Here is a 21,465-nt window from a genome sequence, read left to right on the forward strand (position 1 = left end):
GATTGGAAGCGATGCACAACTTCATGTTGTCATGTCGTTTTCGGCTGACAGAACGAGCGCGCCTTGTCGGTCCACGCGCCGAACCCGCTCGAAACGAGATGAGCGACGATGTGACAGACGTAGCGCTTCTGCGCCGGCTGGTTGTTCGGACCGGCATTGTAGCGCGCGACTGCCATGGTCCAGCTGCCTTCGCGCTGCTTCAGCTCCTTCAGGAAGCGCGCGGCGTAGTCGACATTCCCGGCGGGATCGAACATCGCCCGTACCGAAGCGAACTTGTCGCCGTGGTAATAGTGGTTGATCTGCATGCAACCGAGGTCGATGAGCTTGATCCCCTTGCTGCGCATCGTCTCGAAATTCGCAACTGCGTCGTTCAGGTCCCTGGCGAATACGGTCTGGCCGTCGGCACCGAGGGCGTAGGGATGGAGCGCGCCGCGCCGACCGGTCTCGGTGAGGCCGACCGCGTAGAGAATGCCGAGCGGAATTCCGTGCTGCCGGGCCGCACGCGCCATCTCGCGCTCGCAGGGGCGCGCAGTTTCGGCGGCCGCCTGGGCAGCGCTCGCACTAGAGATAGACAGGGCCGCGACGATGATGCGGCGCCACGTCCTGATCATGACGCGTCTCCTGGTTGAACTGGTGCTCCCGCCGGGCCTGCTTCGCGCCGCCGTCGGACTGCCCCGGCGACGTGCCGGCACCGCCGAACGTGCCTTGCGACTGCGACGAGGGCTGGTGCTGGCCCGAGAGCTGCGGCTGCGATTGGCCGGAGCCACTCTGGAATCCGTCCAGCGAGCCTTGCTGGACCGGCGCGACGTCGGCGACGTAGCCCGCCGACTGCATGAGATCGCGGATCTGGTCGCGCTGCTGGTCGAGCATTTGGCTCGTGTCCTTGCGCTCGGCCGCAAGCTGGACGGACACTTCGGTGCCGACGAGACGCAGGCGCACGGTGACGTTGCCGAGCGCCGGCGGCTCGAGATTGATGGTCAGGATCTTGAGCGGCTGATCCGGCGCATTGGTCCGGGAAGCTGCAAGATCCGGCGCTGCCGACGCTGTCGGAGTCGAAGACTCCTTCAACTCGGCGACGACTGCATTGGCGACCTGTTGCGGGGTGTTGAACTGCGCCGGCGGCAGATGGGTCTCCTGCTGGACCACGGTGACCTTGGTCGTCTCGGGCAGCGCGGCGCGCGTCGAGGCCTTGGCAGCACGCTCGACATTGGCCGTGACCGCTTCGAAGCCAGGTGACGCAGGCATTGCGCTCGAAGACTCCTTTCCTTGCGTCGATGCCGGCTGCGGCGCGGCCATCGCTTGCGAAGCCGCAGCCTGCGAGCGCGCGCCGGTCGGAGCGACACTGGACGGGGCGGTGTCGGCCGTCACTGCCTTCGCCGCGCCCATGGCCGGAGCCTCGCGCTTCATCGTTGAGGACCGCTCGTCGCGAGCAGACACGTCCTTGTCGGAGGACTGTAGTGGCATCTGCAGCTTCACGGCAGGCGCGGCGGCGATCTCCTGCCCGACCACGACAGCAACGCCCGCCTGGCCCTGGACGTCTGCCCTCGCGGCATGATCGACCGGATGTTGCTTCTCCGACGACCTGTCGGTCTTGTTGTCGGAGGATGCCTCCGTGGGATCTGGTTGCTCGGTCGCCGCGACAGGTTCGTGCACCGTCGCGTGCTTCGGCTTCTCCTTCTCTGTCGGGTGAGCCAGACGCGTGCGCAGCGTTCCGGCCTTCGCGGTGGTATCGCTGCCGTCATCGCTCAGTGCCTGCTTTGCGAGGTTCGAGACGGTGTGGAGCAGATCGTTGAACGAATTTGCCGGCGATTTGGTCCCGGCGCTCTTTGCGGAACGCGACGTCCCGCGCACGTTGAGGCTCTCGGCGAGACCCGAGAAGAGCTGCCCGGAGGTTCCATTGAGCTTGGTCATGGACGGCGATCCCTGGTAAGGAGTTCGAGCTCGCCGAGCTGCTTCTGCGCGCGCGCGAGCGTCACGCTCGATGAGGACAGATCGAGCCGCGCCGGCGTTGCCGGAGGCTTGTCGGCAGCGGCAGCGGATCCGCCCGCGAACGGCTTGCGGACGTCGAGCGCGAGCTGCACCGTGGCATTCAGAAGGGGGACGTCGCGCTCGGGCAGCTTCGACCGGTCGAGCGCCTTCAGCTCGGCCAGACCGCCATCATATTCGTCGGTGAGCACCCGCGAGGCGCCGCGGAAGAAATGGGCCCGCTCGCGATCCGCCGAGGCGTCGGCGCTGAGCGCCAGCGCCCTCTCGCCGGCAAGCCGGGTCACGGCCAGCCGTCCGCGCACCATCGCGGCGCGCGCGATCACGAAATACAGCTTGAGGCGGCTCGCGCGATCGATCTGCTCCAGCAGGGCTGTGATCCGCGCAAAGCGGCGCTCGTCGAGCGCCAGGCTCGATTGCGTCAGCCCCGCGGAGAAGCGCTGCCAGAAATCGCCGGCATAGATCGAGTTGCGGTAATGGCGGATATAGGCCAGCGTCAGGAACTCGAACTTCTCGAAATCCTCCGCCTGACCCACCAGCAGGATCTCGCGCCGCAGCGCCGCCTCCTCGACGAGCGTGCCAGGCAACAGCAGTCGCGCGTCATCCAGACGCTCGATGGCGAGCGATGCCTCTGCACGCGCGAACAGCGCGCCCTGGACCAGCGCGACCTGTCCGCCCAGGCCCGAGGGAATCGTCCGCGGCTTGACGTCCTTGAGCAGCTCCCGCGCGTCGTCCTGACGACCCTCGACATAGGCGAGCGCACCGTTGAACAGCCGCTCGTCGACGTTCATCTTGTCGCGCGGCAGCTTGCGGACGACTTGCGGCGCGCCGCCGCTGAGCAGGTAGATGACCACGGCCTGGCTGTTCTGCGGATGGCTCCATACGGCGGGATCGGCAGCGAGAAACTTCTCGCCGATCTGCCGGATCAGCGCGATGTGGCTGTTATGCGCAGCGGTGTCGCCGTTGGCGATGCCGTCCTGCATCGCCTGTAGCGCACGGACGAGTTCATAGGGCTCGCCTGACGGGGGCGCAGGCTGGGCAAGCGCACTCGCCGCCGTGAACGGCAGCAGCAGCAAGGCGGCGCGGCGCAGCAGCCTGATCAAGGGCGCTTCTCCCGGATCAGGATCTCGATCCGGCGGTTCTGTGCGGCCGCCGGATCATTCTGAAGCTTCGGCCGCCGGTCGGCGTAACCTTCGATATGCTCGATCCGCCGCGCATCGACGCCGGAGCGAACCAGCATGTAATAGGCCATCTGCGCACGGGCAGTCGACAGCCGCCAATTGTCGTAGGTCTCCGAACGATACGGCCGGTTATCGGTATGGCCGCGCACGATGATCATGCCCTGGCGCTTGGTCAGCAGCGGCCCGATCTTGTCGATCACGCGGATCAGCTCGGGCCGCGGCTCGGCCGAGCCGACCGCGAACATGCCGAAGCTCGCATCGTCGGTCAGGCTGACCAGGAGTCCTTCCTCGACCTGACGCACCTCGGCCGCTGGCCCCGCGCCCGCTTTGATATCCGACAGCGCGTCCGCGATCGCGGACTGAAGCTGCTTCAGAGTCGGCTGCTGCGTTTGCGCCTCATCGCGCGGTTCGGATTGCTTTGCCGTGTCGTTGGAACGCGCCTGGGGGGCGGCGTTGGCTTGAACGCCAGATTGGGCGCTGCCCTCGCGCGAGGATTGCGTGGGTACGGGGCCCGGCGGCAGCAGAGGCGACAGGCTTGCGGACGGGCTATCTGCGTTCGGCGCCACGCTTCCGCCCGCCTCTTCCGCCTTGGCCCGGCGCGCCTGCGGCTCGCCCGGATTTGTTCCGGCTGCGCCGTCGCGCGCGGACGCATTCGGCTTGGCCTCGCTCTCGATGAAGCGATCCGCGTCCTTGGACGCCTGCGGCGCCAGCCTCCAATAGCCGGGATCGAAGGGATCGCGGTAAGCGTCGCCACCCTTGAGGCCGTCCTCCTCGGCCGACGTCAGAGCGCCGGCACGCCGCTGACCCGTGGACTGGTTCGCGCTATTGGCGATCTCGGTGAGCGTCGCGTAGGGATCGCGGAACAGGACCTTCTCCTCGTAGGAGGCCGGCTTCTCGGCGGTCGGAGAGTCGCCGCGACGTTCTTCGTTCGGCCCGGCCGGCTGACGCTTGCCATCCTGGCCTTCGAACGACGACGGCTCCTTCTTGGAGAGATCCTTCAGACCCTTTGGGGCAGGCGCGTTCTCGGCGAGCTTGATCGGGTTGAAGTAACTCGCGACCACCTGCTTCTGGTCCTGGTTGAGCGCATTGAGCAGCCACATGACCAGGAAGAACGCCATCATCGCGGTCATGAAGTCCGCATAGGCGATCTTCCAGACGCCGCCATGATGCGCCTCCTCGGCGAAGGCGCTGCGCCGGCGGACAATCACGATCTCATGCTTGACCTCTTCCATGGCGGACTACCGGCGCGCTTCCTTGAGGCGTTCACTCCAGGCGGAGATCTGCGTCTCGATCACGGTCTGGTCGGCCACGACGCGGACCTCGAAGGTGTCGGCGGCCTCGTACTCGATGCCGGTTCGCCGGGAAGCCGCGAGCTGCGTCTTCACGAGGTCGAGCAGCTCGCTCGGGCCGGTGACCTTGAACACCGGCACCGGTGAACTGCCGGTCAGCGCCGCAACCTGCTCGACCAGCGACCCGATTGCCTTGTCGCGCACCGCCTCAGTGAGGAACGGCAGCAATATCCGCGCAACGGAGCTTGCGATGTTGCTCTCGATCTCGCGGCAGGCCGCCTCGAAGCCGCTGACGATCGCGACCGCCTGCTGGTCGGACCATTTGGCCCGCTCTTCGCCGAGCCGGATCGCGCTACGTACGCGCTCCTCCGCAAGCCTGGCCTCGCCGTCCGCGACGCCGGCCGCATGACCACGCCGATAGGCATCGTCCAGGAGATTGACCGGCGGAGCTTCCGGCGCGGGAGGCGGCGGCGCCTGAAGCTGCGGATGCGCCTGGGTCTGAGGCTGCGTTTGAGGCTGCGGCTCGCGCCGGGTTTCCTTCGGCCTGGTCAGCACGTCCTGAATTTTCGGCGGCGGAGGCGGCGACGATTTGACCCGGCCATTCGCGTCGAACTGCGTCAGGAGTTTTCCGATTGCCGCGTTCATGCCGCCTCCTCACGTCGCATCCAGTCTTTAAGGATCGCTGCCGCCTGCATCTGATCGAGCCGGACGATCTGCTCCAGCCGCTTCTGCGGCGTTCGCTGCATCTTGCCTTCGAGGTCTTCGACGAGGTTGAGCTCGGTCTCCTCGCCGTCGGGCAACGCAAGGGCCGCCGCAGCCTCGATTTGGGCGGCCTCAGCCGCCTCGGCCTGCTCCTGCTCCGCGCGATGGGTCAGAATTCCGTTGACCGCGGGCCGAAGCCCGAACCAGACCAGCATCGAAGCAACCGCCAGGATCGTCACCGCATTGATGACGCTGCCGAGCTGCTTGTTGATCATCTCGACGAAGCTGATCGGGGGCACCGGCGCCAGCTCACGCGAGCCCTCGATGAAATCGACGGCCGTCACCTGGATCTGGTCGCCGCGCACCTTGTCCAGTCCGCCCGCCGTCGCCGCGAGCTGACTGATCTCCGCGAGCTTGCTGTCGATGATGGCCTGGTTGCTCTTGTCGCCGAGATCGGCGACAAGCCGCGCGCGGTTGACCAGGACGGCGATGAAGAGCTTCTTGACCGAATAGCCGTCGCTCACCGTCGTCGTGGTCTTGGACGAGACCTCGAAATTGGTGACGTCCTCGCGGCGGCTCTTGTCCTCGCTGGAGTTCTTGCCGCCGCCGGCATTCACCTGCTGGTCGGGGAGATTCTGCTGCACGGTGGTCGGCGTCGAGCGGTCGGCGTTCTGCGACGATTCCTTCTCGCGCACGTTCCGCACCGAACGTTCGGCGCGGCTCTCGGGATCATAGACCGTCTCGTTGATCTGCCGCTTGTCGGTGGACAGCTGCGGTGCAACGCTCACCTCGAAATTGTCGAGGCCGAGATACGGCGTCAGCGCCTTGCGGATGTTCTCCTGCACCATGCCGCTGACCGTCTTCTGCAGGCTCGCCATCCTGGTCGGCGCGGCGCTCGCCTCGTCCTCTTCGGCGAGCAGCATCGAGCCGTCGGCGTCCAGCACCGTCACCTTGTCGCGGCTCATGCCGGGGATGGCGGCGGCGACCAGGTGACGGATCGACTGGGCCGTGCGCGCCTCGATCGCGCCGTCGGTGCGCAGCACGACCGATGCCGATGGCGGCTGCTGCGTCGCGCGAAACGAGCCGCGCGCCGGCAGCACGATATGCACCCGCGCCGCCTTCACGCCCTTCATCAGTTGGACCGTGCGCGCGATCTCGCCCTCCAGTGCCCGGAGCTTGGTGACCTCCTGCATGAACGAGGTCAGGCCGAGCGAGCCGATCTTGTCGAACAGCTCGTAGCCGGAACTGGCGCTGGTCGGCAGCCCCTTCTCCGCAAGCAGCATCCGCGCTTGCATGGTCTGGCTCGGACGCACCGAGACCGCATCGCCAGCGGAATTGACGTCGAAGGTGATATTCTGTTCGCGCAGCGCCGCGCCTATCCGCGTCACGTCCTCGCGGGTGAGGCCGGTATAGAGCGTTTCGAACTCGGGCCGGCTGAGATAGTAGGTACCGCCAACGACGGTGACGAGAACGGAAAAGCCGATCAGTCCCAAGGCCATCAGGCGTCGCGGCCCAAGCTCCAGCAGATTGTTGAGCAGTTGCTGTACCTGCGCACGACTGAGCATATGACCTCGTACCGATGCGAATGGTGAGGACACTCGGCTGCCAACCTTGTCTGAAGGTTGCGCGAGGCCACGAATGTGTCAGTTCGCCGGCGAGGCGTTGCAATTTTACAAGAAGCCTGGATGACGCAATCAGTCTGGCAACCACAAGCGAAACGCTCGGGCGCATGGCAGCGCCATCGGCTGCGGCGTATTGCATGAAGTCTGGCGTCGGAAGGTCGATGCCGGCGTGTCGTGTGCCGTCGCATCCGCCAATCATGGCGGGGACCGTGCTCCCTGAGGGAGCACGGTCGTTTCGAAGTCGCCGCTTAGCCGCGGAACAGCGACAGGATGCTCTGGCTGTTCTGGTTGGCGATCGAGAGCGCCTGAACGCCGAGCTGCTGCTGGGTCTGCAGAGCCTGGAGGCGGGTCGATTCCGCGTTCATGTCGGCGTCGACGAGCTGGCCGACACCGCGGTCCACGGAGTCCATCAGGGTCTTCACGAACTCCGAGTTGGTCGAGATGCGGTTCTTGACCGCACCGAGATCGGCAGCGGCCGAGCTCACCGAGTTGATCGCAGCGGTGACCTGCGCGATGTAACCATCGAGCGTGGTCTGGTCGGCCGCCGAGTCGGTCAGCGCGGAGATGTTGATCGTGTCGACGGACGCGCTGCCGCTCACCGTGTCCAGAATGCCAGTCTGCGTGGTGGAGTAGAGCGTGTAGTTGGCGGTCGTCACGGTGATGGAGCCGATAGTGGGCGTGCCGCCGACACGCGAATACGACGATACGAGGTTGAAGCTCGTCGGGGTGGTACCGGTCGTCGTGCTCAGCCAGTTGATTCCGTTGAAGGTGGCCGAATTGGCCTTGAGCTTCATATCCTGCTGGATCTGGGTGATGTCGGCCTGGATCTTGGTGCGGTCGATACCCGCGGTCTTGGCTTCGACCAGCAGCGCCTGCAGCTTGGTCAGGCCGGATTCCTTGTCGCCGATCACCGAGGTCAGAGCGGTATATTCGGTGTCGACGGTCGCGGCCGACAGACCGAGCGAGTCGGAGACGGCGGACAGCGCCGCGTTGTCGGAACGCATCGACGTCGCGATCGACCAGTAGGCGGCGTTGTCCGAAGCGGTGGCCACGCGCTGGCCGGTGGAGATCCGGTTCTGGGTGGTGGCGAGTTGCGCGCTGACAGACCGCAGGGTCTGGAGCGCGGTCATGGCGGAGGAGTTGGTGAGAAGGCTAGAACCCATTTTGATGTCCCTTTGAAGATTGAATCGAGCTTAGGGGACATACCGGACTTGCACCGGTACGACAGAGCGGCGTCATGCCTTCGGGCCCCCGCAAACGCAGGTTCAAGGCCCAATCTGTCGTAACGGCGAGGTTAGCGAGCGAAGCTTGTGCGAGGCTTGTGACTCTGTGCTCCAGCTGCAACAGGGAGCCGAAATGACGGCGTGCGGGTAGCGTCACGCCAAACGAAAGGGCCGCGCTTCGCGAGAAGCGCGGCCCTTCTCCGATGACCTGGATCTTAGCGGAACAGCGACAGGATGCTCTGGCTGCTGTTGTTGGCGATCGAAAGCGCCTGAACGCCGAGCTGCTGCTGGACCTGAAGGGCGGCCAGGCGGGTGGACTCCGCATTCATGTCCGCGTCGACGAGCTGGCCGACACCACGATCAACCGAGTCCATCAGCGACTTCACGAACTGCGTGTTGGTCGAGATACGGTTCTTGACGGCACCGAGATTGGCGGCGGATGCGGCCACCGAGTTGATGGCGGTCGTGACCTGCGCGATGTAGCCATCGAGCGTGGTCTGGTCGGCTGCCGAGTCGGTCAGCGCAGAGATGCTGATCGTGTTGACCGACGCACTGCCGCTCACGGTGTCCAGAATGCCGGTCTGCGTGCTGGAATAGAGCGTGTAGTCGGCGGTCGTCACGGTGATGGAACCGGTCGTGGGCGTGCCGCCGACGCGAGAGTACGACGACACGAGGCTGAAGCTCGTCGGTGTGGTTCCGGTCGTCGTGCTCAGCCAGTTGACGCCGTTGAAGGTCGCGGCATCGGCCGTGCTCTTCATCTGCTGCTGGATCTGGGTGATGTCCGCCTGGATCTTGGTGCGGTCGATACCGGCGGTCTTGGCCTGGACCAGCAACGACTGGAGCTTGGTCAGACCGGAGTCCTTGTCGCCGATGACCGTGCTCAGAGCGGTATACTGCGTATCCACGGTCGCGGCCGACAGGCCGAGCGAGTCCGAGACGGCGGAGAGCGCGGCGTTGTCGGCGCGCATCGACGTCGCGATCGACCAATAGGCCGCGTTGTCCGAAGCGGTGGCCACGCGCTGGCCGGTGGAGATCCGGTTCTGCGTGGTGGAGAGTTGCGAACTCACAGACCGCAGGGTCTGGAGTGCGGTCATGGCAGTCGAGTTCGTAAGCAGGCTTGACATTGCGAATGTCCCTTTTTTGTACGCGATACATTTTCACGAGGGGACATACCGGGCTTTCACCGGTACGGAGGGACGGCATCATGCCTTTGGACTGATGTGGGTGGGGTCCAACCCGCCGTGCCGCATTGCTAGCACGCCGAATCTTGCCTCCAGATTAAGGTCAGCTTGAATTTCGCTGTAAAATCATATGGTTAACATTACCCACCGCTAACCATAACCAACGCCTATCGTTTAACCATGTCCAGCCGGTCAGCGATATCGGCTCTTACGAGAACGAGCGCACCAGTCCGGAGGCCAGCAGGTTCCAGCCGTCGATCAGCACGAAGAACAGCATCTTGAACGGCAGCGCCAGGATCGTCGGCGGCATCATCATCATGCCCATCGACATGGTCAGCGTCGCCACGATCATGTCGATCACCAGGAACGGCAGGATGATGAGGAATCCGATCTCGAACGAGCGCCTGAGCTCGGAGATCATGAAGGCCGGAATGATGACTCGCAAATCGATGCGCTTGTCCTCGAACTTCTTGCGGAAGCTCTCCGCGGCGAGCGCCTCGAAGGTCTGGAGATCCTTGTCGCGGACATGGGCCAGCATGAACTCCCGGAACGGGTCGGTGATCTTCAGATACGCGTCCTCTTCCGAGATCTCGTTCTTCATCAGCGGCTGGACGCCGGTCTCCCAGGCCCTGTCGAAGGTCGGCGCCATGACGTAGAAGGTCATGAACAACGCGAGACTTATCAGCACGAGGTTGGCGGGCGTGGTCTGGAGGCCGAGACCGGCGCGCAGGAACGACAACGCCACCGCAAATCGCGTGAAGCTCGTCACCATGATGAGCAGCCCCGGCGCCACCGACAGCACCGTGATCAGCGCCATCAGCTGGATGATCCGGCCGCTGGTCGAGCCGTTTCCCGGCGGCAACAGGGAATTCAGGTCCGGAATCTGGGCCAACGCCGCTTCGGGCAGCACGACCAGAGCCAGCGCGAGCAGCAGGACTCTCACTCTCACTGGATCACCAGCGTCTCGATGATCAATTCGCGGACCTTGCCCGACGATCGGACGTTGGCGCGCTCGGTCAGGTCTTCGCGCAGATGCTGGAGCCCGCGCGATCCCTCGAACTGCGCAACCGTCGCCGACCGCAGATAGGTCACGATGTCCTCGCTGATGTGTGCGGCCAGAATGCCGGCATCCTCGTCGCTCATGCTATCAGTCACCATGGAGGCTTCGATGCGCGCCCAGTTGTTGGCCGGCGCGGCGAGATTGGTCACGATCGGAGACAGTTTCCTGAGCCGCGCGCTGCCGGCGTAGCTCGAGGCGATCGGCGGCGGCGTGGCGCTCTTCTTCGCATCGGCAACGCGCTCGGCGGTCGCGATCAGATGCAGGCCGGCAAGGGCGCCCGCGCCGATCGCGATCAGGGTCAGCACGACGATGGCGGCAATCAGGCGCATGGCGTCTCCCGCGATCACGACGCGACCCGACCGACGCGAGCCTCAGAATGGTGCCACGGCGTCATAGATCCGATGTCCCCATCCAGGTTGCTGCACGTCCGACAGATTTCCGCGCCCGCCATAGGACACGCGCGCCTCGGCGATCTTGTCGTAGGAGATCGTGTTGGTTCGCGAGATATCGCGCGGACGCACGATGCCGCCGACGTTGAGCACGCGCATCTCCGTGTTGACGCGAAATTCCTGCGAGCCGCTGATCATCATGTTGCCGTTCGGCAGCACGTCGGTGACGATGGCCGCGATCGACAGCTTGATGTCCTCGGTGCGATCGATCTGGCCGTTGCCCTTGATCTGGGTATTGGTGCTGAGGTTGGCGTTGGCCTGGCCAGTGTCGTTCCAGCCTGCGACGTCCATCAGCCAGTCGAGCCCGAACTTGATCTGCGAATCGCGGGAACGTCCGGTCTTGTTGTCGAGCTTGGCCTTGTCCTGCATCGAGATGATCACCGTCACGACGTCACCGGTGCGACGGGCGCGGGGATCGCGGTAGAGATCGGTGCCGTCGTCCCATGTCGAGCGATAGCTGACAGGCGTTCGCATGCGCGGCGTCACCGGGATTGGATCCGCCCGCATCCTCAGGCCGCTGCCGACGGGCGACATTTGCGGACCGGTCAGGACTTCGGCCGGATCATGGAAGCATCCGGCCAAGAACACGGACGCGGCCAGGAGCGAGAGGATGAGGATCGGCTTGTTCATCTATTTGGTCTTTCCGTCATCCACGCGACGCATGCCGCCGAGCAGGTCGGCGAGGTGTGCTGCGCGCGCCGTATCCATCTCATTGAAGATCGCGCTCGAGCTCCTCGGGCTGAGCTTGGCGAGCACGGCGGCGGCAGTCTCGTCGGTCATGCCGGCGATCTGGGTCGCCGCAGCTTCGGGCTTCATGCGCGAATAGATCTCGACCACGCTCGCTTCGGCCTTCTTCAGGAAGTCGTCGCGCAGCGCCATCCACTTCTCGTATTCGGCGCGCTTGGCCTCGACTTCGGCAATGCGCTCGCGCAGCAGGGTCTCGGCCTTCTCCAGCTCCTTGAGCTGCCAGGCCAGCCTTGCGTCGACGGCGGGATCGGCGACGTTGCTGCAGAACAGGGCGATTTCGTTGTCCGGGGCCGGTGCAGCCTGCGGCGGCGCAGGCTTTGGCGGCGCCGCGACGCTACCGGGCTTGGCCGGGCGCACCGGTGCGGGCGTAGGCGCGGGTGTCGGCGTCTCCGGAGTCGGCACCGCACCGGTGATCGCGTGTCCTGAATCTTCGGCCGCCCATGCCGTCGCTCGGATCGAGGCACTATCGCCAGATATCGGGGTGGCCGGCGGCTGCGGCTTCTGCACTCCAGCCGCGCGGGCGCGCGCGAAGGAGAGCAGGTTGAGCGGCTTCGACGGCCTGGCCTCCTCCAGCGCCAGCACGGACGACGCGCTCGCGATCATTGAGGCCGCGGCCAGCAGGAGGAGTTTGGCTTTGTGATCCAGCTTCAGCATCGGGCCGCGTGCGATTCTCGGTCGAGACTTGAGCATTGAGCGACCAAGCTTGCACGACGCTTATGCATCATTGCACGATGACGTCGGCCTGGAGCGCGCCTGCCGTCTTGATCGCCTGGAGGATCGCGATGATCCCCGATGGCTTCAGGCCGATCTGGTTCAGCCCGCGCACCAGGCGCTGGAGATCGACCCCGCTCAGGATCGCCACCTGCGCCCCGGCCTCGTTGGCTTCGACCACGGTCTGCGGGACGACCACCGTCTGCCCTCGCGAGAACGGCGCCGGCTGCGACACAACCGGCATCTCCGTGACACGAACCGTCAGATTGCCGTGGGTCACGGCAACGGTCGATATCCGCACATCGCGCCCGATCACGACCGTGCCGGTGCGCTCGTTGATCACGACCCGCGCCGGCGTGTCCGGCTCGACCGTCAGTTCGCCGATCTCGGCCAGAAAGCGGACAGGGCCGATGTGGCGCGGCTTCGACAGCACGATGGTGCGGTAGTCGCGCTCGAAGGCGATCTGCGCGCGGTAGCGTCCGCCGGCGTAGCGGTTGATGGCGTCGAGGATGCGCGTTGCGGTGACGAAGTCGGGGTTCTTCAGCTCCAGTACCAGGAACTCCATCTCGTGGAGACTTCCCTGCACCTCGCGCTCGACCAGCGCACCGTTGGGGATGCGCCCGGCCGTCGGCGTGCCCTGGCTGACGTTCTGCGCCTGGCCGCCGACGCTGTAGCCGGCGACCGTGATCGCGCCCTGCGCCACCGCATAGACGGCGCCGTCCGCAGCGCGCAGCGACGTCATGACCAGCGTGCCTCCGAGCAGCGACGTCGCATCGCCGAGCGACGACACGGTGACGTCCATGCGCTCGCCGGGCCCGATCGAGGGAGGCAAGTCCGCAGTCACCATCACCGCCGCGACGTTGCGCGTGCGTAGCGTCGTCGGACGCGGGGGGATGTTGGTGCTCGTGGTCTCGTTCCTGACATTGATGCCCATGTTCTCGAGCATCGATTGCAGGGACTGTTCCGTGAACGGCGCGTTGCGAAGCGTATCGCCGGTGCCGTTCAGGCCGATGACGAGACCATAGCCGACGATCTGGTTTTCGCGCAGACCCTTGATGTCCGCGATGTCCTTGATGCGAACGGCGGCCTGGGCGCCGGCGACCGACATGAGCAGGACAAGCGCAAGCAGGAGTCTGGTCATGACCCGTCCACGACCCTGACGGTGCCGTCCGGCTGGACGACGCCCCTGATGATCACCCCGGTATCCGTGTTGCGTACCGGGATGAGTGCGCCGGCCGCACCCGACTGCATCGCCGAGCCGTAAGTGACGATGGACAGGCCGCTGTCTTCGACGACGACCTTGACCGTGGCGCCGCGGGCGACGGTCCAGGGGTCCTCGACCGCATTGGTTGGAATAGGCTGGCCTGGAAAGAGAGCGCGCCGCGCCATGCGGCCGACCAGGACCTGACGCCCCTCGATGAACATGGCGACGCCGAGCAGGCTCGGCGCGAAGGCGCGTTCGGTGATCATCTCCTCCCGGATCATCTCGCCGGCGCGGATCGAGACGGCCGGCACGGGAAGCCGCTTCTCCTCGGCCGCAGCGCCCCGCGCCGCGACGAGAACCAGCAGCACGGCGACAAACCCGCGCATGATCAGGCCTACCCTGTTCAACATCGAGACACCGGAACTAGCGCATGCCCTTCGAGACTGTCTGGGCCATTTCATCCGAGGCCTGGATGACCTTGGCATTCATTTCGTAGGCGCGCTGCGCCGAGATCAACTCGGTGATTTCCTTGACCGGATCGACGTTCGAGGCTTCGAGCCATTTCTGGTTGATCTTGCCGTAGCCGGCATCGCCGGGCAGCCCGACGACCGGCGTGCCGGACGCCGTGGTTTCGCGATAGAGATTTCCGCCCAGCGGCTCCAGGCCCGCTTCGTTGGCGAAGTTGGCGAGGTTGAGCTGGCCGATCTGCCGCGGGTTCACCTCCGTATCCAGCTTGGCAAACACCTGGCCGGTGGCGTTGACCGTGACCTCGACGGTTCCCTGCGGCACCGTGATCGCGGGATCCAGGAGATAGCCGTCGATCGTGACGAGCTGAGCGTTGGCATTTGTGTTGAAAGAGCCCGCGCGGGTGTATTGCACCTCGTTGTTCGGGCCGAGCACCTGAAACCAGCCGCGGCCGTTGATCGCGAGGTCGTAGGGGTTGCCGGTCTGCGTCAGCGCGCCCTGGATGTGCAGCTTGCGGATCGCCGCCGACTTGACGCCGAGGCCAAGATTGGCGCCCTCCGGGATCGGCGAGGAGCCGTTGACGTTCGCGACACCCTGCATGCGGTCCATCTGGTAGAACAGATCGGTGAACTCCGCACGCGCCCGCTTGTACGAGGTCGAGTTGATGTTGGCGATGTTGTTCGCGATGACTTCGATGTTGGTCTGCTGGGCGTTCATGCCCGTGGCCGCAATGGCGAGCGATTTCACTTATTTCATTCCTTCAGGTCAGATCGACATCCGAACGACTTCCTGGTAGGCCTGCACGACCTTGTCGCGAACCGCGACCGCCGTCTGCAGAGCCTGCTCGGCCGACATCAGCGCCTCCACGACGCGCCGCGTCGATTCCTTGCCCTGCATCGCCGAGATCGACGCCGCCTCGCCTGCCTTCAGCGTCCCGATCGCGTCGGTCGTCACCTGCTTCATCACCGATTCGAAGCCGACGTCGTCACCGGTCTGGATCGCCGTGGTCGCCGCGGGGGAGACGGCCTGCGTCTCGGTCGCGCGCGTCGCCGCCTGGCCAGCGGATATCGCGGCGGATGAAATCGCCTCAAGCATTGTCAGCTCCTCAAAAGGTCGATGGTCATGCCGAGCATGGACCTCACCTGCTTCACGACCTGGAGATTGGCCTCATAGGACCGGTTCACTTCCCGCATGTCGGCCATCTCGATCATCATGTTCACGTTCGGCAGCTTGACGTAGCCGGCCTTGTCGGCGGCGGGATGCCCCGGATCGTACTCGACGCGATATGGCGTGGTGTCGACCCCGATCTCCTTCACTTTCGCGAGTTGCGAGCCCGAGGCACGGTCCATCGCGGCATCGAAGGTGATGGTCTTGCGCTGATACGGATCGGCGCCGGCGACGCGCCCCGTCGAGGTGGCGTTCGCGAGATTCTCCGAGACGATGCGCATGCGCGTCGACTGCGCTTCGAGCCCGGAGCTCGCGACCGTCAGAGAGGCGCTCAGTGAGTCCAGCATGTCAGTTCACCTCAGGCCTTTGCGCTCGACAGAACCATGCGGTGGAACGACCGCACGATCGCCGCGTTCATCGAATAGTCGCGATTGACGTCGCTGCCCTTGATCATTTCCTGCTCGAGGCTGACGGAGTTGCCGGAGTGAACCACTTCCCAGCTGTCCTTCTTCGCGGTCGCCCGCGTGTCGGTCTCGGCTGCGGACAATTGCATGTGCGACGGCGACGTCGTCGCAAGCCTGACCGGCATGCCGTCGAGTACCTTGTTGAACGGCTCGACGTCGCGCGCCCGAAAGCCCGGCGTGTTGGCGTTGGCAACGTTGGTGGCGATGGTCGACTGGCGGAGTTCGAGGTACCGCGCCTGCGACGATGCGAGTTCGAAGAGATAAAGCGGTCCCACGACAGCCCCATTCTGGTCCATTCGGGAGAAGCTTAGGGCGCCAAGCTTTCGTCAGGCTGATGAGGCAGACGCCATCCTCCGAAATTCTACTGGACCTTCTCGGGCCGCGGCGTCTGCTTGGATTGGAGGAAGTAGATGATCTCGGCGACGGGCCGGAAGAACTCTGCCGGAATCACCTGATCGACCTGCACCGCCTCGTAGAGCGCGCGCGCCAGCACTTTGTTCTCGATGACGGGGATTCGGTTCTGCTCGGCGACCTCGCGGATCTTCAGCGCGATCACGTCCATGCCCTTGGCCACGACGAGCGGGGCGGCGCTCTCCTCGCGCTTGTAGCGCAGCGCGATCGCGAAGTGCGTCGGGTTCGCAATCACCAGCGTCGCGCGCGAGGCCGAGGCGATCATGCGCTGGCGCGAACGGTCGCGTGCCAGCGAGCGTAGACGCGCCTTGATCAGCGGATCGCCTTCCGCCTGCTTGTGCTCGTCCTTGAGCTCCTGCCGCGTCATGCGCAGCTCGCGCCGCCAGTGGAAGCGCGCCCAGGCGAGATCGATCGCCACCAGGACGATGGTCGCGATGCAGATCGCCGAGACGATTCGCATCGCGATATTGAGTATCATCTCCGGCAGCGCGACCGGATCGGTGTACATCGCCTCGAACGCCTTCGCTTCGGACGAGCGCAGCACGAAGACGACGACGGCGGTCACCGCGGCAAGCTTGAACAGCGACTTGGCGAACTCGATCAGACCCTGCGTCCCGAACAACCGGCTCCAGCCGCTGACCGGAGAGATTCGCGACAGGTCCGGCTTGATGCGCTCGAGCACAAGGCGCGGTGCGTTTTGCAGCAGCGAAGCGGCGAGCCCGAACACCACCAGGATCACGACCAGCGGCACCAGGAACCGCAGCGCCTGGAGGCCGACCACGGTGAGCAGATTCAGCGCGTCCGCGCCGGTGCTGAGCGGGAAGCCATCGGGATCGTCGATAAGGCTCTTCAGCGTCGGCGTCAATTGCTGCACGCCCTGGCCGATCAGGAACGCCTGGATCACCATCAGCGCGGCCATCGAGGCAAATATAGAGGCCTCCCGAGAGACCGGAATCTTGCCCTGCTCGAGCGCATCACGGACTTTCTTCTCGGTCGGCTCTTCTGTCTTGCTCTCCGGATCGGATGTTTCTGCCATGCCCGTTCAGCGGTCAGCGGAAGACCAGCTCATCCTCCTGCTCGGGGTTGAGCTCGATTTCGCCCTTCTCCGCCAGCTCGAGTGCGAGATCGGTGATCACGCGTCGCGCCTCCAGCACGTCGCGCTGGTTCGACGGCTCGCCGATGGCGAGCTCGTGCTCGACGACGCGGCGGACGCGCGAGGCGACCGAGGACAGGATCAGCTCGCGGAAATGCTTGTCGGTGCCCTTCAGCGCGACGACGATGCGATCGGTCGGCACCTGGTCGAAGATCATGGTGCGCGCCTTCGGCGTCAGGTTGACCACGTCGTCGAAGGTAAACAGCAGCTCCTTCAGCACTTCGGCCGACTTCGGCCGCTTCTCCGACAGGCTCTTCAGCATGTCCTCGATATGGCCACGTTCCATCTTGTTGATGATGTCGGCGACGCGGGCGTAGGTGTCGGCGCCGAGGTTGCGGGCGAAGTTCAACGTCAGGTCCTCGTGCAGCGTCTTCTCGATGATGCGCATGGCGTCGTCGACGATCGGCTTGAGGCTCAGAACGCGCCGCATCAGTTCGTTGCGCAGGCTCGAGGGCAACTGGCTCATGACCTTGGCGGCGCAGGCCGGCTTGACCTTGGACAGGATCAGCGCCGCCGTCTGCGGATGCTCCTTGGACAGATAGCTCGCGAGCGAGTTTTCGGACACCGACGAGACGCGGTCCCACACCGACCGGCTCGAATTGCCGAGCAGATCCGACATGATCTGCGAGACCTGGTCGGCCGGAAGCACGTCGCCGAGCACGGCTTCCAGGCCACCGAGAGTGCCGAGGATGTTCGCGCCCATCGAGAATTGCTGGGCGAACTCCTCGACGATTCCCTCGAGCTCCTGCGCGGTGATCGGCCGCAGCTCCGCCGCCGCCTTGGTGACGATGCGGATCTCCTGCGGCTCGAACTGCTGCAGCACGCTCGCCGCCGCCTGGCGGCCCATCGCCAGCAGGAGCGCGGCAACCTTTTCCGTGCCGCCCAGCGTGGTAACACCTCGCTGCTTGGCTGGCGCGATGCCGACCGGTGCCGCCATGATCAGGTATCACCCTGCCCCAGCGGACCAACGATCTCCGTGAGCGAGACGCCGAAGCGGGAATTGTCCTCTTCGACGACGACCACCTCGCCGCGGGCGACGATGCGGCCGTTGACGACGACGTCGACGGGCTCTCCGACCCGGTGATCGAGCGGAACCACCGCGCCGCGGCCAAGCTTCATCAGGTTCGCCACCGGAATGGTGGCCGAGCCGAGCACCACTTGCATGGTGACGGGAATCCGCAGGATGGCGTCGATATTGGCGAACTTGCCGGTCTCCTCGGCCGTGCGCTGGGCGATCTCCGCCAGCCGCTCCAGGGGAGACGTTTCGGCCTCTGCCGATGCGGGTGCAGACTCATAGTCGAAGGATTGCGCCATCTGGTATCGCCTCTTGGTATTTCCGCTGCCGGAGCGCCGCGGCGTTCCGATCGTAGTCGTCCTGCCGGCTTCGGCTTCAATGCTTGTTCAGGTCGGCGCCGCCTGCGGTCGCGGCGTGTGCGAGGCCGCTTCTGGCATCGAGCGCCGCGATCGCCTCATGGGCCTGGTCGATCTTCGTGCTCAGCACGTTGGCGAGCCGACCGAGATTTGCGGTGGAATCGTGCGCCGCCGTGATGACCGTGTCGAAGGCTCCCGCCGTCTCGTGCACGATGGTCGAGAATTCGCCCTGATAGCTGCGCAAGCGCGCCAGCTCGCGGTGCATCCTCGTCACCCGCATGCTGGTGAAGGCGAGCGCAATCAGCAGCACGACATCAACGAGATAGGATATCATCGACGAACTCCCGCTTCTGATCGACGGGATCTGCCACCTGCATGGCGTAATAGCCATCAAGCTGGCCGATCTGACACCAGAACAGCACCTGATTGTTGCTTTCGAGACGGGCCAGCGTGCGCGGCGTGGCCTCGAGCTCGAGCACCTGCCCGACCTGGAACTTCACGACGTCACCGAGGGACACCATCTTCTCGTCGAGCACCGCACTGAGCGTGACCTCGGTCCGGTGGACCTCGCTCTCCATCTGCTCGCGCCAGCGTGGGTCGGCGGCGCGACCGTCGCTGACGACGACGTGAGCAAGCTTCTGCCGGAGCGGATTGAGTGCGGAGTGCGGAATGATGAGGAACATCTGGCCGCCGCGGTAGAGGGCCTGCAGCATGATGTTCGCGCAGATCGACATGTTGCCGCTCCGCCCGATCGCCAGCGAAGCCATCGCCGTCTCGACCCGCTCCACGCGAAAGGTGACGTTCGAAGTGCCGGCGAAGGCGGATTGCAGCGCCTTGGCAAACCGCTCGAACAGCGCCTGCACCAGGCGGAGCTCGATATTCGAGAAAGAGCGCTCGACGTCGAGCGGCGGCTCGGCGCCGTCGGAGCCGAACATCGCCTCGACCATGGTGAACACGAAGTCACGGTCGAGCATGATAATGATGCGGGAGTCCCACTGCTCGGCATAGAGCACCGCCGCGACCGCGTTGGCCTCGTAGTCCTTGATGATGTCGCCGACGCGGTCGTTGCTGATGCCGTTGACCGAGAAATAGCAGGGTGTTCCAGCCATCGGCTGGAGGCTGTCGGTGCACGATGCCGCCATGCGATCGAAGATCACATTGAGCATCGGCATTCGATCGATCGATATGCCGGCGGCGTCCAGCAGGTAGTTCGGCAACTGCTTGCGCTGATCGACTTCGGCGTCTTCCATCATCATGCGCGCGCCGCCTTGGGTTCGGCCTCGGTCACGACCGCCTTGGGACCTGCGATGGTCTCGTTCTCGACGACGTCGATCGACGGCCGCTCGGTGCTCGCGATCATCTTGCGGCCGTGCTCGACGGCGATCTGCGGCATGGCGCCGTTCATAAACGCCAGCAGCGTCTGCTTGACGATGATGTAGGGGCGGCAGCGCTTCTCGCGCGTCATCTTGATCTTCAGCGCGAAGGGCGAAATGATGCCGTAGGACAGGAATATGCCGGCAAAGGTGCCGACGAGCGCGGCACCAATGAAGCCGCCCAGCAGCTTCGGCGACTGGTCGAGCGCGCCCATCGCCTTGATGACACCGAGCACCGCCGCGACGATGCCGAGCGCCGGCAGCGCCTCGGACACCACCACCAGTGCATTGTAGGGCGTCAGCTTGCTCTTCACGATGGTGTGGATCTCCTCGTCCATCAGCGCTTCGATCTCGTGCGTGCGTGCATTCCCCATGATGATGAGGCGGACGTAGTCGCAGATGAACTGGAGCAGCGAGGGATCGCCGAGCACGCTCGGAAACGCCTTGAAGATCTCGGAGGACGAGGGATCGTCGATATGCGCCTCGACCTCGTTGCGGCCCTTGCCCCGCAGCTCACGCATCAGGGCATGCAGGGCACCGAGCAGGTCGAGATAATAGCGCTGCCCCGGCACCGCGCCGGTGATGGCCTGCATGCAGGCAACGCCGGTGTCCACGACCGTCTTCCAGGGATTCGCCACGATGAAGGTGCCGGCCGCAGTGCCCATGATGATCACGAATTCCCACGGCTGCATGAGCACGGCCAGATGCCCGCCCATGGCGGCAAAGCCGCCGAGCAGCGCCGCTACCGTGATGAAAATCCCCACGAAACTGCCCAACGCGCCGCTCCATCGCCGATCCCATCGGGAATATCTAATCGGCCACGCTTGCGCGAGGCTGGCTTCTTCGTCGCCAGCCTCGCGCAAGCAATCGGCGGCAGCTTGCACCGGTGCTGCAACAGCGGCCAGAGGGGCGCGTGTCATGCTATCCACCATTGCGGACTACACCAGACTGACCAAGGACATGGGCAAGTCGCTGACGCAGGTCGCGAAGCAGCCGGATGTCAGCCGCGAGACCGACTATTTCCTCAGCCATATCGGCAACGTGAAGACCATCGACGATTTCCTGAAGGACTATCGTCTCTATTCCTACGCGATGAAGGCATACGGCCTCAGCGACATGACCTATGCCAAGGCGTTCATGCGCAAGGTGCTGACCGAGGGCGTTGCGAGCAAGGACGCCTTCGCCAACAAGCTGACCGACACCCGCTACCGGCAATTTGCCGCCGCCTTCAATTTCGCCGCCCTCGGCGACAAGGCAACCCAGGCCGCCGCGGCCACGACCGGCACCGCGACCCAATACGTCACGCAGACGATGGAAGAGAAGGCCGGCGATCAGAACGAAGGCCTGCGACTGGCGCTGTATTTCACCCGCAAGGCTTCCACGATCACGACCGGCTACCAGATCCTCGCCGACAAGGCGCTGACGCAGGTGGTGCAGACTGCAATGGGCTGGTCGTCGACGATCAGCTCGGCCAACATCGACGCCCAGGCCAAGATGATCACGGACAAGATCGATCTCGCCGATTTCCAGGACCCGGCCAAGGTCACCAAGTTCGTGCAGCGCTTTGCGGCAATGTGGGATGCGACCCAGGCCCAGAACGACACCTCGACCAACCCCGCGCTGGTCCTGATCGCCGGCGCGTCGACGTCGATCAGCATGGATACCAACATGCTCACGACGCTTCAGAACATCAAGTTCAACAGGTAAGC

25 protein-coding genes are annotated in these 21,465 nt (G+C 64.8%); 1 reads left to right on the forward strand and 24 read right to left on the reverse strand.

Going from position 1 to position 21,465, the window contains the following annotated elements; all coding sequences use genetic code 11:
* Positions 1-29 precede the first annotated feature (29 nt).
* The 24 genes from ACSHT2_RS14690 to motA form a co-directional block, all read right to left on the reverse strand.
* On the reverse strand, positions 30-611 hold the full coding sequence (locus tag ACSHT2_RS14690) for a transglycosylase SLT domain-containing protein (RefSeq protein ID WP_440642193.1): 582 nt from the start codon (positions 609-611) through the stop codon (positions 30-32).
* Positions 562-1,911, reverse strand: coding sequence for a flagellar hook-length control protein FliK (locus ACSHT2_RS14695; RefSeq protein ID WP_440642194.1), 1,350 nt, complete (start codon positions 1,909-1,911; stop codon positions 562-564). The genes ACSHT2_RS14690 and ACSHT2_RS14695 overlap by 50 nt, the downstream gene beginning before the upstream one ends.
* Positions 1,908-3,086 carry a chemotaxis protein gene (locus tag ACSHT2_RS14700; RefSeq protein ID WP_440642195.1) on the reverse strand — a complete coding sequence of 393 codons (1,179 nt, stop codon included), beginning with the start codon at positions 3,084-3,086 and terminating at the stop codon, positions 1,908-1,910. Before ACSHT2_RS14700 ends, ACSHT2_RS14695 begins: the two co-directional genes overlap by 4 nt.
* On the reverse strand, positions 3,083-4,396 hold the full coding sequence (locus tag ACSHT2_RS14705; RefSeq protein WP_440642196.1) for a MotB family protein: 1,314 nt from the start codon (positions 4,394-4,396) through the stop codon (positions 3,083-3,085). The genes ACSHT2_RS14700 and ACSHT2_RS14705 overlap by 4 nt, the downstream gene beginning before the upstream one ends.
* Before the next feature lie 6 nt (positions 4,397-4,402).
* On the reverse strand, positions 4,403-5,098 hold the full coding sequence (locus ACSHT2_RS14710; protein ID WP_440642197.1) for a hypothetical protein: 696 nt from the start codon (positions 5,096-5,098) through the stop codon (positions 4,403-4,405).
* Positions 5,095-6,720 carry a flagellar basal-body MS-ring/collar protein FliF gene (fliF, locus tag ACSHT2_RS14715; RefSeq protein WP_440642198.1) on the reverse strand — a complete coding sequence of 542 codons (1,626 nt, stop codon included), beginning with the start codon at positions 6,718-6,720 and terminating at the stop codon, positions 5,095-5,097. Before fliF ends, ACSHT2_RS14710 begins: the two co-directional genes overlap by 4 nt.
* A 305-nt stretch (positions 6,721-7,025) precedes the next feature.
* Positions 7,026-7,940 carry a flagellin N-terminal helical domain-containing protein gene (locus ACSHT2_RS14720; protein WP_035670210.1) on the reverse strand — a complete coding sequence of 305 codons (915 nt, stop codon included), beginning with the start codon at positions 7,938-7,940 and terminating at the stop codon, positions 7,026-7,028.
* A gap of 275 nt (positions 7,941-8,215) precedes the next feature.
* A complete protein-coding gene (locus ACSHT2_RS14725) occupies positions 8,216-9,124 on the reverse strand; it encodes a flagellin N-terminal helical domain-containing protein (RefSeq protein ID WP_440642199.1) in 909 nt (302 codons plus the stop codon).
* Between the two features lie 265 nt (positions 9,125-9,389).
* Positions 9,390-10,130 carry a flagellar type III secretion system pore protein FliP gene (gene fliP / locus ACSHT2_RS14730; protein ID WP_440642200.1) on the reverse strand — a complete coding sequence of 247 codons (741 nt, stop codon included), beginning with the start codon at positions 10,128-10,130 and terminating at the stop codon, positions 9,390-9,392.
* Complete coding sequence (locus tag ACSHT2_RS14735; RefSeq protein ID WP_440642201.1) at positions 10,127-10,570, reverse strand: flagellar basal body-associated FliL family protein; 444 nt, start codon at positions 10,568-10,570, stop codon at positions 10,127-10,129. Before ACSHT2_RS14735 ends, fliP begins: the two co-directional genes overlap by 4 nt.
* Positions 10,571-10,612: 42 nt before the next feature.
* A complete protein-coding gene (flgH, locus tag ACSHT2_RS14740; RefSeq protein ID WP_440642202.1) occupies positions 10,613-11,320 on the reverse strand; it encodes a flagellar basal body L-ring protein FlgH in 708 nt (235 codons plus the stop codon).
* Positions 11,321-12,091: a MotE family protein gene (locus ACSHT2_RS14745; protein ID WP_440642203.1), complete on the reverse strand. Its 771-nt coding sequence runs from the start codon at positions 12,089-12,091 to the stop codon at positions 11,321-11,323. It lies immediately after the preceding gene.
* A 67-nt stretch (positions 12,092-12,158) separates the two neighbouring features.
* The gene (gene flgI / locus ACSHT2_RS14750; protein ID WP_440642204.1) at positions 12,159-13,289 is read right to left on the reverse strand and encodes a flagellar basal body P-ring protein FlgI; all 1,131 of its coding nucleotides are present in this window, start codon (positions 13,287-13,289) and stop codon (positions 12,159-12,161) included.
* On the reverse strand, positions 13,286-13,762 hold the full coding sequence (flgA, locus tag ACSHT2_RS14755) for a flagellar basal body P-ring formation chaperone FlgA (protein ID WP_440642205.1): 477 nt from the start codon (positions 13,760-13,762) through the stop codon (positions 13,286-13,288). The genes flgI and flgA overlap by 4 nt, the downstream gene beginning before the upstream one ends.
* 13 nt (positions 13,763-13,775) lie before the next feature.
* Positions 13,776-14,564: a flagellar basal-body rod protein FlgG gene (gene flgG / locus ACSHT2_RS14760; protein WP_035670189.1), complete on the reverse strand. Its 789-nt coding sequence runs from the start codon at positions 14,562-14,564 to the stop codon at positions 13,776-13,778.
* Positions 14,565-14,582: 18 nt separating this feature from the next.
* Entirely contained in the window at positions 14,583-14,912 is a 330-nt protein-coding gene (locus ACSHT2_RS14765) for a flagellar hook-basal body complex protein FliE (RefSeq protein WP_440642206.1), read from the reverse strand.
* Positions 14,913-14,914: 2 nt separating this feature from the next.
* Positions 14,915-15,331, reverse strand: a complete 417-nt coding sequence (flgC, locus tag ACSHT2_RS14770; protein WP_440642207.1) for a flagellar basal body rod protein FlgC — start codon at positions 15,329-15,331, stop codon at positions 14,915-14,917.
* A gap of 11 nt (positions 15,332-15,342) precedes the next feature.
* Positions 15,343-15,744, reverse strand: coding sequence for a flagellar basal body rod protein FlgB (flgB, locus tag ACSHT2_RS14775; RefSeq protein WP_440642208.1), 402 nt, complete (start codon positions 15,742-15,744; stop codon positions 15,343-15,345).
* A 65-nt stretch (positions 15,745-15,809) separates the two neighbouring features.
* Positions 15,810-16,895, reverse strand: a complete 1,086-nt coding sequence (gene flhB / locus ACSHT2_RS14780) for a flagellar biosynthesis protein FlhB (protein WP_440642209.1) — start codon at positions 16,893-16,895, stop codon at positions 15,810-15,812.
* Positions 16,896-16,908: 13 nt separating this feature from the next.
* Positions 16,909-17,949 (reverse strand): flagellar motor switch protein FliG, encoded by a 1,041-nt coding sequence (locus tag ACSHT2_RS14785; RefSeq protein WP_035670173.1) that lies wholly within the window; start codon positions 17,947-17,949, stop codon positions 16,909-16,911.
* Positions 17,950-17,951: 2 nt separating this feature from the next.
* Entirely contained in the window at positions 17,952-18,326 is a 375-nt protein-coding gene (fliN, locus tag ACSHT2_RS14790) for a flagellar motor switch protein FliN (protein WP_061877142.1), read from the reverse strand.
* A 76-nt stretch (positions 18,327-18,402) separates the two neighbouring features.
* Positions 18,403-18,717: a hypothetical protein gene (locus ACSHT2_RS14795; RefSeq protein ID WP_440642210.1), complete on the reverse strand. Its 315-nt coding sequence runs from the start codon at positions 18,715-18,717 to the stop codon at positions 18,403-18,405.
* Positions 18,698-19,639, reverse strand: coding sequence for a flagellar motor switch protein FliM (locus ACSHT2_RS14800; RefSeq protein WP_319327847.1), 942 nt, complete (start codon positions 19,637-19,639; stop codon positions 18,698-18,700). The genes ACSHT2_RS14795 and ACSHT2_RS14800 overlap by 20 nt, the downstream gene beginning before the upstream one ends.
* A complete protein-coding gene (motA, locus tag ACSHT2_RS14805) occupies positions 19,636-20,532 on the reverse strand; it encodes a flagellar motor stator protein MotA (RefSeq protein ID WP_319327845.1) in 897 nt (298 codons plus the stop codon). Before motA ends, ACSHT2_RS14800 begins: the two co-directional genes overlap by 4 nt.
* A gap of 142 nt (positions 20,533-20,674) precedes the next feature.
* On the opposite strand from motA, the gene ACSHT2_RS14810 reads away from it, so the two are divergent.
* The gene (locus ACSHT2_RS14810; protein WP_440642211.1) at positions 20,675-21,463 is read left to right on the forward strand and encodes a DUF1217 domain-containing protein; all 789 of its coding nucleotides are present in this window, start codon (positions 20,675-20,677) and stop codon (positions 21,461-21,463) included.
* Positions 21,464-21,465 lie beyond the last annotated feature (2 nt).

This window comes from Bradyrhizobium sp. PUT101, assembly GCF_052043945.1.
In the GTDB taxonomy this organism is placed as follows: Bacteria; Pseudomonadota; Alphaproteobacteria; order Rhizobiales; family Xanthobacteraceae; genus Bradyrhizobium.